Annotated in this window: 17 protein-coding genes; all 17 read left to right on the top strand. The window is 43.9% G+C overall.

Features of this window, described 5'->3' with window-relative positions; genetic code table 11:
- Positions 1-198 (top strand): hypothetical protein (locus H6G03_RS37505; protein WP_206756608.1); only part of this gene is annotated, 198 nt, incomplete at its 5' end.
- Positions 199-918: 720 nt separating this feature from the next.
- On the top strand, positions 919-2,400 hold the full coding sequence (gene nifB, locus H6G03_RS05510) for a nitrogenase cofactor biosynthesis protein NifB (protein ID WP_190462875.1): 1,482 nt from the start codon (positions 919-921) through the stop codon (positions 2,398-2,400).
- 97 nt (positions 2,401-2,497) lie between these two features.
- Positions 2,498-3,703 carry a cysteine desulfurase NifS gene (nifS, locus tag H6G03_RS05505; RefSeq protein WP_190462873.1) on the top strand — a complete coding sequence of 402 codons (1,206 nt, stop codon included), beginning with the start codon at positions 2,498-2,500 and terminating at the stop codon, positions 3,701-3,703.
- A 110-nt stretch (positions 3,704-3,813) separates the two neighbouring features.
- Positions 3,814-4,743 carry a Fe-S cluster assembly protein NifU gene (gene nifU, locus H6G03_RS05500; RefSeq protein ID WP_190462871.1) on the top strand — a complete coding sequence of 310 codons (930 nt, stop codon included), beginning with the start codon at positions 3,814-3,816 and terminating at the stop codon, positions 4,741-4,743.
- A gap of 221 nt (positions 4,744-4,964) precedes the next feature.
- Entirely contained in the window at positions 4,965-5,861 is an 897-nt protein-coding gene (nifH, locus tag H6G03_RS05495; protein WP_190462869.1) for a nitrogenase iron protein, read from the top strand.
- A gap of 176 nt (positions 5,862-6,037) precedes the next feature.
- On the top strand, positions 6,038-7,537 hold the full coding sequence (gene nifD / locus H6G03_RS05490) for a nitrogenase molybdenum-iron protein alpha chain (RefSeq protein ID WP_190462867.1): 1,500 nt from the start codon (positions 6,038-6,040) through the stop codon (positions 7,535-7,537).
- Between the two features lie 145 nt (positions 7,538-7,682).
- Positions 7,683-9,221, top strand: a complete 1,539-nt coding sequence (gene nifK / locus H6G03_RS05485) for a nitrogenase molybdenum-iron protein subunit beta (protein WP_190462864.1) — start codon at positions 7,683-7,685, stop codon at positions 9,219-9,221.
- A gap of 142 nt (positions 9,222-9,363) precedes the next feature.
- Positions 9,364-9,654 carry a Mo-dependent nitrogenase C-terminal domain-containing protein gene (locus H6G03_RS05480; RefSeq protein WP_190462863.1) on the top strand — a complete coding sequence of 97 codons (291 nt, stop codon included), beginning with the start codon at positions 9,364-9,366 and terminating at the stop codon, positions 9,652-9,654.
- Between the two features lie 129 nt (positions 9,655-9,783).
- On the top strand, positions 9,784-11,154 hold the full coding sequence (gene nifE / locus H6G03_RS05475) for a nitrogenase iron-molybdenum cofactor biosynthesis protein NifE (protein ID WP_190462861.1): 1,371 nt from the start codon (positions 9,784-9,786) through the stop codon (positions 11,152-11,154).
- A 184-nt stretch (positions 11,155-11,338) separates the two neighbouring features.
- Positions 11,339-12,646 (top strand): nitrogenase iron-molybdenum cofactor biosynthesis protein NifN, encoded by a 1,308-nt coding sequence (gene nifN, locus H6G03_RS05470; RefSeq protein ID WP_190462859.1) that lies wholly within the window; start codon positions 11,339-11,341, stop codon positions 12,644-12,646.
- Positions 12,647-12,660: 14 nt separating this feature from the next.
- Entirely contained in the window at positions 12,661-13,062 is a 402-nt protein-coding gene (nifX, locus tag H6G03_RS05465; RefSeq protein ID WP_190462858.1) for a nitrogen fixation protein NifX, read from the top strand.
- Between the two features lie 179 nt (positions 13,063-13,241).
- Positions 13,242-13,703 (top strand): NifX-associated nitrogen fixation protein, encoded by a 462-nt coding sequence (locus H6G03_RS05460; protein ID WP_190462856.1) that lies wholly within the window; start codon positions 13,242-13,244, stop codon positions 13,701-13,703.
- 111 nt (positions 13,704-13,814) lie between these two features.
- Complete coding sequence (locus H6G03_RS05455; RefSeq protein WP_190462854.1) at positions 13,815-14,030, top strand: CCE_0567 family metalloprotein; 216 nt, start codon at positions 13,815-13,817, stop codon at positions 14,028-14,030.
- On the top strand, positions 14,027-14,344 hold the full coding sequence (nifW, locus tag H6G03_RS05450; RefSeq protein WP_190462852.1) for a nitrogenase-stabilizing/protective protein NifW: 318 nt from the start codon (positions 14,027-14,029) through the stop codon (positions 14,342-14,344). Before H6G03_RS05455 ends, nifW begins: the two co-directional genes overlap by 4 nt.
- A gap of 11 nt (positions 14,345-14,355) precedes the next feature.
- Positions 14,356-15,102: a ThiF family adenylyltransferase gene (locus tag H6G03_RS05445; RefSeq protein WP_190462849.1), complete on the top strand. Its 747-nt coding sequence runs from the start codon at positions 14,356-14,358 to the stop codon at positions 15,100-15,102.
- Positions 15,103-15,230: 128 nt separating this feature from the next.
- On the top strand, positions 15,231-15,605 hold the full coding sequence (locus H6G03_RS05440; protein ID WP_190462896.1) for a HesB/IscA family protein: 375 nt from the start codon (positions 15,231-15,233) through the stop codon (positions 15,603-15,605).
- A gap of 113 nt (positions 15,606-15,718) precedes the next feature.
- A complete protein-coding gene (locus tag H6G03_RS05435; RefSeq protein WP_190462847.1) occupies positions 15,719-16,021 on the top strand; it encodes a 2Fe-2S iron-sulfur cluster-binding protein in 303 nt (100 codons plus the stop codon).
- Positions 16,022-16,134 lie beyond the last annotated feature (113 nt).

Raw genomic sequence — 16,134 nt, 5'->3', positions numbered from 1 at the left:
GGGGAGTGGGGGAGGGGGGGGAGTGGGGGAGCGGGAGAATTAATATTTTCCCGACGCCCGACGCCCGACGCCCTAGTTTCTAACTTCTGTTCTCCTGCTTATATCAGATGCCTCTTATTCCAACTCAGAAGGGCGCGAAGATTGGATTTATTAGATTTATTAAGTTTGTACTCAACTTACTCAAACCTATTGAAATAGGCAAGAAAAAAATTTTTTGGGGGTAGGGGTTCTAGTATTTTTTGCCAGAGGTATGAGTATTTATCGATCGGGGTTCTAGTATTTTCTGTACTCAGCCTTACCCAGGCTCTGTCTGGCTTTGAACCATTTTTACTTGAGTACTTTTTACGACTATTTTGATTTGCCAAAGTTTACCAACAAGCCATCTGGCCGGGTGAATGTAACAAATTTTGTCATCATAAATACCGTTTTTAGATAAAGTGATACTTTAGATACACAATAAAAATTTTATAGGAGCGGGAGAGTAGTCAGATTCAAACTATTCCAGCCCTAGTGAGTAGTTTTTGAGTGCAGCTTAAAAGCTCAAAAAAGGCTATGTAAAATGCCCTCAAAGCCACTCCTAGACTGGATTTAGACGTGAGTACACAGAATTATAGTCCCCTGCTCCATAAATACTTGTACCTCAACCCAAAAATACCAGTACCCTTATCCCAAAAAAAATTTTTGATTCGCTGCGATACTGATTGGGGAAGGGTTTGAGTCTTTGAGTACAAATCTAATATATTCAATAAATCTGAAGCGGGTCGAATCGTTCTGACTACCTGAAGACGGCTGATATAAATTTCATAACGTCAGGCACTTAAGTTTCAGCAGAAGGGAAGAAAAACCAAACTTCGCTACTTTTGCACATAAGTGTTCTACGTCGATAAATCAGTTCGTTTACTTGACCTACGGATTTCGATGTCACCTACTACAGAACTACTGGCAAAAACAGAAGCGAAAGCACAGCCGGACGCACTCTCCCAACCCAAAAAATCTGGTGGTTGCGGCTGTAGTTCCTCTTCTACTGAAATCTCCCACGATGAAAAAATCAAAGAGCGCATCGCCAAGCACCCTTGCTACAGTGAAGAAGCGCATCACCACTACGCTAGAATGCACGTTGCTGTTGCACCTGCTTGCAACATACAGTGCAACTACTGCAACCGCAAATATGATTGTGCCAACGAAAGCCGTCCAGGTGTCGTCAGCGAACTGCTAACTCCCGAAGAAGCCGCCCATAAGGTGCTGGTAATTGCGGGTAAGATTCCGCAGATGACGGTGTTGGGAATTGCTGGCCCTGGCGACCCCTTGGCGAACCCAGAAAAAACTTTCCGCACATTCGAGTTAATTGCCGACAAAGCCCCGGATATCAAGCTGTGCTTGTCAACCAACGGCTTAATGCTACCAGATTACGTCGATCGCATCAAAAAACTCAACGTCGATCACGTCACCATCACTATTAATATGGTAGACCCGGAAGTCGGCACGAAGATTTATCCTTGGGTTCACTACCGGCGCAAACGCTACAAAGGCATTGAAGCGGTAAGGATTCTGCACGAACGGCAGATGGAAGGGTTGCAAGCCCTCAAAGAAGCTGATATCCTGTGCAAAGTCAACTCCGTGATGATTCCAGGGATTAATGACGAACACCTGGCAGAAGTCGATCGAGTAATTCGCGAGAAAGGTGCATTCCTGCACAACATCATGCCCCTGATCTCCGCACCCGAACACGGCACCCACTTTGGTTTGACAGGTCAGCGCGGCCCAACACCGAAGGAACTGAAAGCGCTGCAAGATAAATGTGCCGGGTCAAATATGAAGATGATGCGCCACTGTCGCCAGTGTCGCGCCGATGCGGTAGGATTATTGGGTGAAGACCGGAGTCAAGAATTTACCAAAGAAAAATTCTTGGAAATGGCACCGGAATATAACTTAGAAAAACGCCAAGAACTCCACGCTGCGATCGATAAAGTTCAAGAGGAACAAAAAGCAGCCAAAGCAGCCAAAGCACAAAAGAAAGTCGCAAATTCTCCCAAAATTTTAGTTGCAGTCGCTACCAAAGGCGGTGGATTAGTCAATCAACACTTCGGTCATGCCAGAGAATTCATGGTTTACGAAGTTGATGCCAACGAAGCCAAATTTGTCGGACACCGCAAAGTCGAACAGTATTGTCAAGGCGGCTATGGTGAAGACCATTCTCTTGACGACATTTTAAAGATGTTGGAAGGTTGCAAAGCAGTTTTGGTTTCCAAGATCGGTAGTTGTCCCCAAGAACAGTTGAAAAAAGCTGGAATTGAAGTGGTAGAAGCTTACGACTTAATCGAAAAAGTAGCTTCCGAATATTACCAAAAGTGGCTTTCCATCCAAGTTTGTACTGATTCCGTACTGGCGAGCGAAAGCTAAACACTAGGCGCTAGAGAAGAGAGAAATCGTTCACTTCTCTCTTCCTACCCACTCCCAACCTCTTAACCATTTCCCAATCCCAATTCCCCAGTTAGCAATGTCAGTCATTTATTTAGATAACAATGCCACTACCAAGGTAGATCCCCTAGTCCTTGAGGCGATGCTTCCTTTCCTAACTGAATATTATGGCAACCCTTCTTCAATGCACACTTTTGGCGGACAAGTTGGGAAGGAAGTTAAACAAGCAAGGGAACAAGTTGCAGCTTTGTTAGGCGCAGAAGCCACTGAAATAGTATTTACCAGTTGTGGCACGGAAGGAAATAATACGGCGATTCGATCGGCCCTAGCAGTCCAGCCTAACAAAAACCATATCGTTACTACAGAAGTCGAACACGCCGCTATTCTCAGCCAGTGCAAACTGCTGGAAAGTCAAGGCTATAAAGTTACCTATCTTTCCGTAAATAACCAAGGACAATTAGACCTGGATGAATTAGAAGCTTCGCTGACAGGTGGCACTGCTTTAGTGTCGATCATGTATGCTAATAATGAAACAGGCGTTATTTTTCCCATCGAACAAATCGGTCACATCGTAAAAGAAAAAGGTGCTATATTTCATGTAGATGCCGTTCAAGCGGCGGGTAAAATTCCACTGAACATGAAAAATAGTACGGTGGATTTACTCACCATTTCCGGTCACAAACTGCACGCACCTAAAGGACTTGGCGCATTGTACGTGAGAAAAGGCGTGCGATTCCGTCCCCTATTAGTAGGAGGACATCAGGAAAGAGGACGGCGTGCTGGTACGGAAAATGTACCCGGAATTGTGGCACTGGGTAAAGCAAGTGAGTTAGCTTTAACCCATTTGCCAGAGGTGAAAAAAGAAAAGCAGTTGCGCGATCGCTTAGAAAAAGGTCTGCTTTCTACTATCCCCAACAGCCAAGTAAACGGCCACCTTACCCAAAGACTTCCTAACACCACCAATATCGGTTTCAAATATATCGAAGGCGAAGCAATTCTTCTTTCCCTCGACCAATACGGGATCTGTGCTTCTTCTGGTTCTGCTTGTACTTCTGGTTCTCTAGAACCTTCCCACGTACTCAGAGCATTGGGTTTACCTTATTCAGTGTTGCACGGTTCGATTCGTTTCTCGCTTTCTCGTTATACCACTGACGAAGAAATCGACCGAGTGCTAACCATAATGCCGCAAATAGTAGAACGTTTACGAGCATTATCACCGTTCCAAAGTGACGAAGAATCTTGGCTGCAAGAACAAGAAAAAGCCGTTGCTCTAGCTAAGAATTAAGATAATTGCAAATTTCAGATTTCAAATTTAAAATTTGCAATCTAAAATTTGAAATCTGAAATTAAGTCAATCCAAAATCCAAAATCCAAAATCGAGAATCGAGAATCGCCATGTGGGACTATACAGAAAAAGTAATGGATCTCTTCTACAATCCCAAACATCAGGGAGTAATAGAAGCAACTGACGAACCAGGATTAAAAATCGTTACCGGAGAAATTGGCAGTATTGCTTGCGGAGATGCGCTAAGATTGCACTTAAAAATTGATGAAAGCACGAATATAATTTTAGATGCTCGCTTTCAAACTTTCGGTTGTGCCAGCGCGATCGCTTCTTCCTCCGCTTTAACTGAAATGATTATTGGCATGACAGTTGAAGAAGCAATGAAGATTACAAATCGTCAGATTGCAGAATATCTAGGCGGTTTGCCGGAAGAGAAAATGCACTGTTCCGTGATGGGACAAGAAGCACTGGAAGCAGCGATATCTTCTTACAAAGGAATTCCAATTGTTGTTCACGAAGAAGACGAAAGTGCGCTAGTATGTCGGTGTTACGGTATTAGCCAAGCACGGATCAAGCGAGTAGTAATCGAAAACAAACTTGACACAGCCGAACAAGTAACTAATTATATAAAAGCAGGCGGCGGTTGCGGTACTTGTCTGGTAGATATTGACGACATAATTGCCGATGCTTGGCAAGAAATGAAAGCCCAAAGTGCTGCTAAAACTGAAGAAAATAGCGCGGTAACAGCAACTTCAGTAGCAGTAGCAACCAAAACAGAAACGCAAGTGCAAGTTGCTCGTCCGCTGACAAACCTGCAAAAAATCACACTAATTCAACAAGTTATCGATTCCGAAATCAAACCCTTCCTAGCTCTCGATGGGGGAGATGTCGAACTCTACGATGTCGATGGCGACAAAGTGAAAGTGCAATTAAAGGGAGCTTGCGGTACTTGTTCTGGCAGTTTAGCAACGCTGAAATACGCGATCGAAGCCAAATTACAAGAGCGCGTTTCACCCACCTTAGTTGTAGAAGCAATTTAGGGAATTGGGAATAGGAAATAGCCGATAACCAATAACAACTGACCACTGACCACTGACCACTGACAATTAACCAAAATGATTATTTACGAATCGAAAGGACGATCGCCTCCTGCGATGCTCCTTCTCCCAAAACGCGCATCCCGCACTTTCTTCCGTGAGGATGGCGTTAATTACCCAAACACCAACAAGACACACACACCCACTAAGCAGAGAGAATCATCATGACTGACGAAAAAATTAGACAGATTGCGTTCTACGGCAAAGGCGGTATCGGTAAATCTACCACCTCTCAAAATACGATCGCAGCAATGGCAGAAATGGGCCAACGGATCATGATCGTAGGATGCGACCCAAAAGCTGACTCTACCCGCTTGATGTTGCACAGCAAAGCCCAAACCACCATTCTGCACTTAGCAGCAGAACGCGGCGCAGTAGAAGATCTGGAACTCGAAGAAGTATTGTTGACTGGCTATCGCGATGTACGTTGCGTTGAGTCTGGTGGTCCAGAACCCGGTGTAGGTTGCGCCGGACGTGGTATCATCACCGCCATCAACTTCTTAGAAGAAAACGGTGCTTACGAAGACCTAGATTTCGTTTCCTACGACGTATTGGGCGACGTTGTTTGCGGTGGTTTCGCAATGCCGATCCGGGAAGGAAAAGCTCAAGAAATCTACATCGTTACTTCCGGTGAAATGATGGCAATGTATGCTGCTAACAACATTGCACGAGGCATTCTGAAGTATGCACACTCCGGTGGCGTGCGCTTAGGTGGTTTGATTTGCAACAGCCGTAAAGTTGACCGCGAACTCGAACTGATCGAAACTTTGGCTAAGCGTCTGAACACCCAAATGATCCACTTCGTACCTCGCGACAACGTTGTTCAACACGCCGAACTGCGCCGCATGACCGTACTGGAGTACGCACCCGACCATCAACAAACTAACGAATACCGTCAATTAGCTCAAAAGATCATCGACAACAAGAATCTGACCATTCCAACTCCGATCTCAATGGACGAACTGGAAGAGTTGTTGGTGGAATTCGGCATCCTGGGCGGCGAAGAAGAATACCAAAAAGCGATCGCTCAAGACCAAGCAAAAACCACTGTTGCCGTCTAAATGGGGAATGGGGAATGGGGAATGAATTAATTTCAGATTTCAAATTTCAGATGGCAAATTTAATAAATCTGAAATCTGAAATTTAAAATCTGCAATTCCCCTAGCCCCTACCTACTACCCACTACCTACTCCCCACTCCCTAATCCCTAATCCCTAAAATTCGAGAGAGAAACCTTATGACCCCGATCGAATCTGCTACCTTAAACGAAAATGAAGTAACTGCGGTTCCTCAGCGACCAGTTGCCGAAACTAAAGAACTGATTAAAGAAGTCCTCGAAGCGTATCCTGAGAAATCGCGCAAAAAGAGAGAAAAGCACCTCAACGTTTACGAAGAAGGCAAATCCGACTGCGGCGTAAAATCTAATATCAAATCCGTTCCAGGTTCGATGACCACTCGCGGTTGCGCCTACGCCGGATCGAAAGGTGTGGTTTGGGGCCCAATCAAAGACATGATCCACATCAGTCACGGCCCTGTAGGTTGCGGTTATTATTCCTGGTCTGGACGACGCAACTATTATATTGGTACGACTGGCATTGATACCTTTGGTACGATGCAATTCACCTCCGACTTCCAAGAACGCGATATCGTGTTCGGTGGTGATAAGAAATTGGCGAAACTGATCGATGAATTGGAAGATTTGTTTCCTCTCAACCGAGGCATTTCGATTCAATCTGAATGTCCGATCGGTTTGATTGGGGATGACATCGAAGCTGTTGCCAAGAAAGCCGCCAGGGAAATTGGCAAAACCGTTGTTCCGGTTCGCTGCGAAGGTTTCCGGGGTGTTTCTCAATCTCTCGGACACCACATTGCTAACGACGCCGTGCGCGACTGGGTATTCCCCCAAGCAGATAAGAAAAAGAAAGAATTAGGTGTTGAAAGCACTCCTTATGATGTTGCCATTATCGGAGACTACAACATCGGTGGTGATGCTTGGTCGAGCCGCATTCTGTTAGAAGAAATTGGCTTGCGCGTGGTAGCTCAATGGTCTGGGGATGGCACTCTCCATGAAATGATGATGACCCCAACCGTGAAGCTGAATTTAGTTCACTGCTATCGCTCGATGAACTATATCAGCCGCCACATGGAAGAAGCTTATGGTATTCCTTGGTTAGAATACAACTTCTTCGGCCCAACTAAGATTGCCGAATCCCTGCGCGAAATTGCTTCCAAGTTTGACGAAACAATTCAGCAAAAAGCCGAAGAAGTAATCGCTAAATACGAAGCACAAACTAAGGCAGTAATTGAGAAATATCTCCCGCGTTTGGAAGGCAAAACCGTTGCGCTGATGGTTGGTGGTTTGCGTCCTCGCCACGTCGTTCCCGCGTTCCACGATTTGGGTATGCGCTTGGTCGGTACGGGATATGAATTCGGTCACAACGACGACTACAAACGTACAACTCACTACATCGAAAACGGCACGCTGATTTACGATGACGTTTCTGCTTACGAATTTGAAGAATTCATCAAAGAATTGAAGCCAGATTTAGTTGCTTCTGGAATTAAAGAGAAGTACGTCTTCCAAAAGATGGCTCTGCCTTTCCGTCAAATGCACTCTTGGGATTACTCCGGCCCATATCACGGTTACGACGGATTTGCCATCTTCGCTCGCGACATGGATCTGGCACTGAATAGCCCCACCTGGAGCTTAATCGGTGCGCCCTGGAAGAGGGGCTAGAGGTTAGGGGCTAGGGGCTAGGGAAAGAACAGGTAAAAATATTTTCCCTTTTCATTTTCCTTTTTCTTCCCTCTCCCCATTCCCCATTACCCATTCCCCATTACCCATTCCCTAATCCCTACATCCCTAATCAAGGAAAAAAGTCATGGCTCAGAACGATATCAATAATATCAAGGATCACGCCGAGTTATTCCACCAAGATGAGTATCAAGAATTATTTCAAGCTAAAAAACAGTTTGAAGGTGGACATAGCCCAGAAGAAATTACTCGCGTCGCTGAATGGACTAAGACTTGGGAGTATCGCGAGAAGAACTTCTCCCGCGAAGCGCTAACTGTTAACCCAGCGAAAGCTTGCCAACCTCTCGGCGCAATTCTGGCAGCAGTAGGTTTTGAAGGTACATTGCCCTTTGTTCACGGTTCTCAAGGTTGCGTAGCGTATTTCCGATCGCACTTTACCCGTCACTTCAAAGAACCTTTCTCTGCCGTTTCCTCCTCAATGACGGAAGATGCAGCGGTATTCGGCGGTTTGAACAACATGAAAGAAGGTTTAGCTACCTCTTTCAATCTCTACAAGCCGAAAATGATCGCTCTCTGCACTACCTGTATGGCAGAGGTAATCGGAGACGACTTGCAAGCATTTATCAGAACCTCGAAGGATGAAGGTTTTGTTCCTCAAGAACTGCCAGTTCCTTACGCTCACACTCCTAGCTTTGTCGGTTCCCATATTACTGGTTACGACAATATGATGAAGGGGATTTTGAGTAACTTAACTGCTGGTAAGAAGAAAGAAACAACCAACGGTAAGATTAACTTTATCCCAGGTTTTGAAACTTATATCGGCAACTTGCGCGAAGTTAAGCGCATTGCAGAAACAATGGGTGTAAATTACACCTTGTTGGCTGATAATTCTGATTATCTGGATTCTCCTAATGATGGAGAATATCGGATGTATAATGGTGGCACAACGCTGGAAGATGCTGGCGATTCGATTAACGCAGAAGCAACGATTTCTTTCCAAGCTTATTCGACGAGTAAGACTCGCGAATACTTGGAGTCGGATTGGAAGCAAAAAACTTATGTTTCCCGTCCGGTTGGTATCCGGGGCACCGATGAGTTTTTGATGAAGCTATCTGCTTTGACTGGTAAACCAATTCCGAAAGAATTGGAAGAAGAACGGGGTCGCGCAGTGGACGCTTTAACTGATTCCCAAGCATGGTTACATGGCAAGAAAATTGCGATGTATGGCGATCCAGATTTAGTGATTGGTTTGACACAATTCCTGTTGGAACTTGGTGCAGAACCAGTTCACATCGTAGTAACTAACAGCAATGATGTTTTTGAGAATGAGTTGCGGGCGCTGTTAGATTCCAGTCCGTTTGGTGCTGGTGCAACGATTTGGGGCGGTAAGGATTTGTGGCACTTGAGATCTTTACTATTTACCGAACCAGTTGATTTGTTAATCGGTAATTCCTACGGTAAGTATCTGTGGCGCGATACTCACACTCCATTGGTTCGTATTGGTTATCCAATCTTCGATCGCCATCACTTGCATCGCTATGCTACTTATGGCTATCAAGGTGCAATTAACCTGCTGAATTGGATCGTGAATACCCTGTTGGATGAACTCGATCGCAACACGATTATCCCAGCTAAGACCGACATCTCTTACGACTTGATTCGCTGATGGAAGGGGTTAGGGGAAGAGAGGGGTTAGGGAATAGGGGTTAGGGGTTAGGGAATAAAAATTACCCCCTACCCACTACCCACTACCTACTCCCCACTCCCCCACTCCCCCACTCCCCACTCCCCACTCCTGGATTACTGTCATGAGTAGCACCTCCATTCATAGAAACAAAAAGTTTGATCTCCTGTGGCCCTTGCGTCAATGGGTGGATGGAATCGAAATAAACGATCGCAAATTTGCCCATATTGTCTGTCGAGTTATTCCCTGCCAATGCCCTTTTGAACGAAAGCTCACCCTCTTTGGACGCACGCTACACATTCCCCCTTTTTGCAAGTTAAATCCCCTTTACGACGAGTTTGTTGGTTTGCGCTTTCGCGCCCTTTCTTACCTGACTGATGTGTGCGGTGAAGATGTCAATAAATACATCTGTTAGTCATTGGTGATTGGTCATTGTTCATACTGATAAATCCTAAATCTCAGCAATGAAAAAGAACAAATGGCCAACGAAAAATGACCAATTACGAAGGACAAATAACTACTGACTAATGACTAAGGACTAACCATGAAACTCACTCAGAAAAAAATTACCGAACTGCTCACCGAAACCGCCTGCGAACACAATCATAAAAAAGACGGTGAAAAGAAGAACAAATCTTGCAAACAACAAGCTCAACCCGGTGCAGCCCAAGGTGGTTGTGCGTTTGACGGTGCAAGCATCGCCCTCGTACCAATTACAGATGTGGCTCATTTAGTCCACGGGCCGATCGCTTGTGCTGGTAATTCTTGGGGCAGTCGCGGTAGTCTTTCCTCTGGTTCCCATCTTTATAAAGTTGGGTTGACCACCGATCTGAGTGAAAATGATGTTATTTTCGGAGGAGAAAAAAAGCTTTATAAAGCTATTCTAGAAGTTGAAGAACGCTACAAGCCTGCGGCAGTCTTCGTTTATTCCACCTGCGTTACAGCCTTAATTGGCGATGATTTAGATGCAGTTTGCGAAACTGCTGCCAAGAAAACAGGTACTCCTATTATTCCCGTTAATTCTCCAGGCTTTGTCGGTAGTAAAAACCTCGGCAACCGCATCGGTGGCGAGGCATTATTAGAATATGTAGTCGGTACAAGAGAACCGGAATATACTACACCCTACGACATTAATTTGATTGGCGAGTACAATATTGCTGGGGAATTGTGGGGCGTTCTTCCCTTATTTGAAAAGTTAGGCATTCGCGTTTTAGCTAAAATTACGGGTGACGCTCGTTACCATGATGTCTGCGCTGCCCACCGCGCCAAACTTAACGTGATGATCTGCTCGAAAGCGCTGATCAACATGGGCAGAAAGATGGAAGAAAAATACGGTATTCCTTACATTGAGGAATCTTTTTATGGTGTAGATGACATGAATCGCTGCTTGCGAAATATTGCCCAAAAAATTGGCGATGCCGACTTGCAAGAACGCACGGAAAAATTAATTGCGGAAGAAACGGAAAAATTAAATATAGCTTTAGCACCTTATCGCGCTAGATTAACAGGTAAGCGCGTTGTATTGTATACTGGCGGTGTAAAAAGTTGGTCGATTATTTCCGCTGCCAAAGATTTAGGTATGGAAGTTGTTGCCACCAGTACGAAGAAAAGTACGGAAGAAGATAAGGCAAAAATTAAAGAATTGTTGGGTAAAGATGGTATGATGTTGGAGAAAGGCAACGCTGCCGAAATCCTCACAGTAATTGAGAAAACCAAAGCAGATATGTTGATTGCGGGAGGACGCAACCAATACACGGCTTTGAAAGCGAAAATACCTTTCCTTGATATCAACCAAGAACGCCATCATCCCTACTCAGGTTATTCAGGTATGGTGGAAATGGCGAGAGAATTAGATGAAGCTTTGTACAGTCCGGTTTGGGCGCAAGTTCGTCAACCAGCACCTTGGGAATTTTAGATTTTAGATTTTGGATTTTAGATTGGCAGAAGCTAGTAAAGTAGGGCGCGTCAAAGCAATAAAATTAATGATGTCTCCGAAAATTATCTATCTGAAACACCCTACAGCTTCAATCCAAAATCCAAAATCTGAAATCGAATAATCTTCAATCCAAAATCTAAAATCCAAAATCCAAAATCGAACGATGGCTACTGTAATCTCACCCAAAAAATCTGTTGCAATCAATCCAATTAAACAATCTCAACCTTTGGGTGCGGCGTTAGCATTCTTAGGTTTAAAAGGAACGATGCCATTGTTTCATGGTTCCCAAGGTTGTACGGCGTTTGCGAAAGTTTTGCTAGTACGGCACTTTCGAGAAGCTATCCCTTTAAGTACCACAGCGATGACGGAAGTCACGACGATTTTAGGGGGAGAAGAAAATATAGAAATGGCGATTTTAACCTTATTAGAAAAAGCCAAACCGGAAATTATCGGACTTTGTACGACTGGGTTAACGGAAACGCGAGGGGATGATATGGAAGGCATCCTCAGAACGCTGAAAAAACGTCACCCAGATTTAAGTAATGTACCTGTTATTTTTTGTTCGACTCCCGATTTTAAAGGCGCATTGCAAGATGGTTTTGCGGCGGCGGTAGAAGGTATTGTAAAAGAAGTGCCGATCGCAGCTGAAAAGCAAACCAATCAAGTTACCCTGTTAGTAGGTTCTGCGTTTACCCCAGGCGATGTAGAGGAAATTAAGGAGATCGTCACTGCTTTTGGATTGGATGCGATCGCAGTTCCCGACCTCTCGGAATCTCTTGACGGTCACTTATCCGATGGAGAGTATAGCGCCACAACAACGGGAGGAACAAGTTTAGCAGATTTGAAGCGTGTGGGTGCATCTGCTTTTACCCTCGCTTTTGGCGAAAGTATGCGGGGTGCGGCAAAGATTTTACAACAGCGATTTGGTACGGAATATCAAGTATTTTCGCGACTCACTGGATTGCAAGCGGTAGATGAATTTCTAATGAAATTATCGCAATTAAGTGAGTGTCCCGTTCCCGAAAAGTTTCGGCGTCAGCGTCGCCAGTTGCAAGATGCTATGTTGGATACTCATTTCTATTTCGGACGCAAGCGAGTATCGCTGGCGCTAGAGCCAGATTTGCTGTATTCAACTAGCATTTTTTTACAGGAAATGGGAGCGCAAATCCAAGCTGCTGTCACTACAACTCAATCTCCCGTACTGGAATCTCTTCCGCTTGAATCGGTTATAATTGGAGACTTAGATGACTTAGAAAAATTGGCAGTCGGTGCGGATTTATTAGTTGCTAATTCTAACGGTAAACGAGTTAGCAAAAAGCTAGGAATTCCTCTTTATAGGCAAGGAATGCCAATCTTCGATCGCTTAGGCAACGGTTACTTTACGACTGTTGGTTATCGCGGCACTATTGAGTTTTTATTTAATCTTGGCAATCTTCTCCTCGAACAAGAGGAATCGAAAGCCAAACACTAAAAAGGAGAGAAGCCATGAAAATTGCTTTTGCTACCAATGACTTAGTTCATATTGATGCCCATTTCGGCTGGGCAAAACAAATGGCAGTTTATGAAGTGTCGCCAGAAGGTTATGAATTTGTAGATAATCTGACTTTTGGTGGCGACCTGAAAGAAGATGGTAACGAAGATAAACTCGTTCCCAAACTGGAAGCTGTATCTGATTGCACGATCGTTTATGTCGCTGCGATCGGAGGAAGTGCAGCCGCCAGATTAATTCGCAAGCGGGTAACACCAGTTAAGTCAAAAAGTGAGGAGGATTTAATTACTGATGTACTCAACAAGTTAGTACAAACATTAAAGGGTAATCCTCCACCTTGGTTGCGTAAAGCACTCCAACAAAAGGAAGCTTCTTTTGAAGATTCCTTAGAGGAATAAACCAGATAAGTTTTTAGGGACGGGTTTAATGATATATCATGTCACTCCACAGGTTAGTAGGGGCGGGTTTAATGATATATCACGTTGCTCCACAAGCTAGCCAATTAAGCCCTCCCTTACGCCCCTACAAATGTAGATTTGTTCAACCAATTGACCTGAAGAGACGAGAGAAAATTACGATGACTGTAACAGAAACTAACTTGCCCCTAATTCAAACACCTTTCTTGCAAGAAATAGTGCGCCAAATTCGCGCCCAAGATAGCCTTGGTGTTTACCGTAGTTGGTCGGATGAGTTGATTATCAAGCCATTAATTCTTAGTAAAGAACAAAAACGGAAAATCTCGGTAGAAGGAGATGTCGATCCGGTAACGCAATTGCGAATCACGGCTTTTTATCGTGCGATCGCAACTCTCGTAGAACAACAAACTGGATTAATCTGTCAGGTAGTGATTAATTTAAGCCATGAAGGATTTGGCTGGGCTTTAGTATTTTCCGGTCGCCTTTTGGTGGTATCTAAAACTCTCAGAGATGCCCAACGGTTTGGCTTTGAATCGATGGAAAAACTAGCTGCTGAAGGTGAAAAACTTACCAACTCTGCTGTAGAATTAGCTAAACGCTATCGCGAAGTAGCAGAAGTTTAAATATCAATTTTAGGTTTGAGATTTGGGATTTATGATTTATGTCTATCCCAAATCTAAAATCCCAAATCTAAAATCTAAAATCGGTCGATCGCTCTTTGAGGTAACAAATTTATGGTGCAAGCAAACTTAAGCATTGAGGAACTGAAAACTCAAATTAAGCGCCTCAACAGCAAAGGTGGTCAACTAAAAATGGAACTTCACGATTTAGCAGAAGGTTTGCCCACCGATTTCGAGACCATCATGGAAGTAGCTGGCAGAACCTATGAGCTATTTCGAGAGTTAGACAACCTGAAAAAACAGCTAAAAGTAATGGAGTCAGCCCAATGACACAAGCCTTATCTGACTTTCAAAAAATCGTGGATGCTGAGGAATATTTCCAGTTTTTTCAACTTCCTTTCGATCCGCAGACTGTGAATGTTAATCGCCTGCACATTTTGAAGAAGTTCTCTCAGTACGTTAGTGAAATTGATGAGAACTATCCCAATATCGAACCGCAGGAAAAATTGGATAAGTACCGCGATGCTCTCTTAAAGTCTTATGAATTATTTTTAACTTCAACAGGCGTAGAGCAGAAACTGTTCAAAGTGTTCAATGAAAAACCCAAAAATGTCGTCTTACTCTCAGAAATTCAGTCTGACTAAGGAGAATTGAAGTGTTAAACCTTACACCTACTGAGTTAGAACGTTATCACCGCCAAATGATGCTCCCTGGTTTTGGGGAATCAGCACAACGTAAACTCCGCCAAGCAACTGTATTAGTCACGGGTGTAGGGGGATTAGGCGGTACGGCTGCGCTATATTTAGCGGTGGCTGGCGTAGGTCGATTAATTTTAGTTAGAGGCGGAAATTTACGCTTAGATGACATGAACCGTCAGATTTTAATGACGGACGATTGGGTAGGTCAACCCAGAGTAATCAAAGCTAAAGAAACGCTTTCTTCCATCAATCCCGATGTAGAAATAGAGGCGATTCCCGAATACGTTACCGCAGCAAATGTTGATTCTTTAGTGTTACAAGCGGATATCGCTCTTGACTGCGCTCATAACTTTGAAGAACGGGATTTATTGAATGCTGCTTGCGTGCGTTGGCGCAAACCAATGGTAGAAGCAGCCATGAATGGAATGGAAGCTTACCTAACTACAATTATCCCTGGCGAAACTCCTTGTTTATCTTGTTTGTTTCCCGAAAAACCGGAATGGGATAAACGCGCTTTTAGTGTTTTGGGAGCCGTTTCGGGAACGCTAGCTTGTCTGACTGCACTGGAGGCAATTAAGGTAATTACTGGAGTCGGAGAAACTCTATCGTCTAAATTATTAACGATGGATTTAGGTACTCTAAATTTTGCAAAACGTCGCTCTTATAAAGATTCCCATTGTCCGGTATGTGGAAATCACAAATGAGGGAATAGTGACTTTTGTAGCTTGGGTTGAGCTATTGCGAAACCCAACAACCCGATACACAGCGTTGGGTTTCGTTACCTCGACCCAACCTACAATTATTATCAAAATAGGAGGATTTTATGACGACTATGACGATTAATATGACTGAAAAAGCAGCATTTCGGCTTCGCACTTTCTTGAGAGCGACTGCTGCACAAGAAACAACTCCTGTACGCAAAGGCGTGCGCCTTGCGGTTGCTGATGGTGGTTGTAGCGGTTACGAATATAAAATGGATATCACCAGTAAACCAAAAGATGATGATTTGGTTGTGGAACAAGACTCGGTGCTTTTTTATGTCGATCGCAACAGCGCATCTTTATTAGAAGGACTTGTGATTGATTTCGTTGATGGTTTAATTGAGTCTGGATTTAAGTTTAGCAATCCTAACGCGACGGATAGCTGCGGTTGTGGCAAATCTTTCAAAGCTGGTGATTGCACTCCCGCAGGTGTTTCTTGCAGTTAAGGAAATGATAGTGCTTGGTCAACAATGAATGCTGAGTAATGAATACTTAATTCAAAACTCAAAACTGCTTTGCTTTAGTTTTTCTGTAAATTTTCACGATTTGGTATAGGACAATGGCTACTACCTACAAAGTGCGCTTGCAAAGTAAAAAGCACAAATTAGATACAGTAATTGATGTAGATGAGGATACTTATATTCTCAAAGCTGCTGAAGACGCAGGAATAGATTTACCATTCTCTTGTTCCGCTGGGTCTTGTTCTAGTTGTGTTGGAAAGTTGGTTGAAGGTCAAGTAGATCAGTCGGATCAAAATTTCTTAGATGACGAACAAATGGCTAAGGGGTTTGTTTTACTTTGCGTTGCTTATCCTAAATCTGATTGTACGATTCGCACGCATCAAGAAGCGTACCTTGTTTAAAGATTTACTGGTTCGACCCTAGAAACCGAGCTATTTAAAATTGCAGATTTAAAATATAACAATTTTTCAAATCTGCAATTTTACATTTAAAAGCTGAAATCGATAGAACTACA

Source organism: Aerosakkonema funiforme FACHB-1375 (assembly GCF_014696265.1).
Taxonomy (GTDB): Bacteria; Cyanobacteriota; Cyanobacteriia; order Cyanobacteriales; family Aerosakkonemataceae; genus Aerosakkonema; species Aerosakkonema funiforme_A.
This window is presented reverse-complemented; position numbering and strand designations above follow the sequence as displayed.

What these genes read in the sequence shown, in the direction of transcription:
- H6G03_RS05455 (WP_190462854.1), top strand. Translation starts at nt 13,815, where the DNA reads ATGGTGCAAGCAAACTTAAGCATTGAGGAACTGAAAACTCAAATTAAG.
- nifH (WP_190462869.1), top strand. Translation starts at nt 4,965, where the DNA reads ATGACTGACGAAAAAATTAGACAGATTGCGTTCTACGGCAAAGGCGGT.
- nifU (WP_190462871.1), top strand. Translation starts at nt 3,814, where the DNA reads ATGTGGGACTATACAGAAAAAGTAATGGATCTCTTCTACAATCCCAAA.
- nifD (WP_190462867.1), top strand. Translation starts at nt 6,038, where the DNA reads ATGACCCCGATCGAATCTGCTACCTTAAACGAAAATGAAGTAACTGCG.
- nifE (WP_190462861.1), top strand. Translation starts at nt 9,784, where the DNA reads ATGAAACTCACTCAGAAAAAAATTACCGAACTGCTCACCGAAACCGCC.
- nifB (WP_190462875.1), top strand. Translation starts at nt 919, where the DNA reads ATGTCACCTACTACAGAACTACTGGCAAAAACAGAAGCGAAAGCACAG.
- H6G03_RS05480 (WP_190462863.1), top strand. Translation starts at nt 9,364, where the DNA reads ATGAGTAGCACCTCCATTCATAGAAACAAAAAGTTTGATCTCCTGTGG.
- nifW (WP_190462852.1), top strand. Translation starts at nt 14,027, where the DNA reads ATGACACAAGCCTTATCTGACTTTCAAAAAATCGTGGATGCTGAGGAA.
- H6G03_RS05460 (WP_190462856.1), top strand. Translation starts at nt 13,242, where the DNA reads ATGACTGTAACAGAAACTAACTTGCCCCTAATTCAAACACCTTTCTTG.
- nifK (WP_190462864.1), top strand. Translation starts at nt 7,683, where the DNA reads ATGGCTCAGAACGATATCAATAATATCAAGGATCACGCCGAGTTATTC.
- nifN (WP_190462859.1), top strand. Translation starts at nt 11,339, where the DNA reads ATGGCTACTGTAATCTCACCCAAAAAATCTGTTGCAATCAATCCAATT.
- H6G03_RS05435 (WP_190462847.1), top strand. Translation starts at nt 15,719, where the DNA reads ATGGCTACTACCTACAAAGTGCGCTTGCAAAGTAAAAAGCACAAATTA.
- H6G03_RS05440 (WP_190462896.1), top strand. Translation starts at nt 15,231, where the DNA reads ATGACGATTAATATGACTGAAAAAGCAGCATTTCGGCTTCGCACTTTC.
- nifS (WP_190462873.1), top strand. Translation starts at nt 2,498, where the DNA reads ATGTCAGTCATTTATTTAGATAACAATGCCACTACCAAGGTAGATCCC.
- nifX (WP_190462858.1), top strand. Translation starts at nt 12,661, where the DNA reads ATGAAAATTGCTTTTGCTACCAATGACTTAGTTCATATTGATGCCCAT.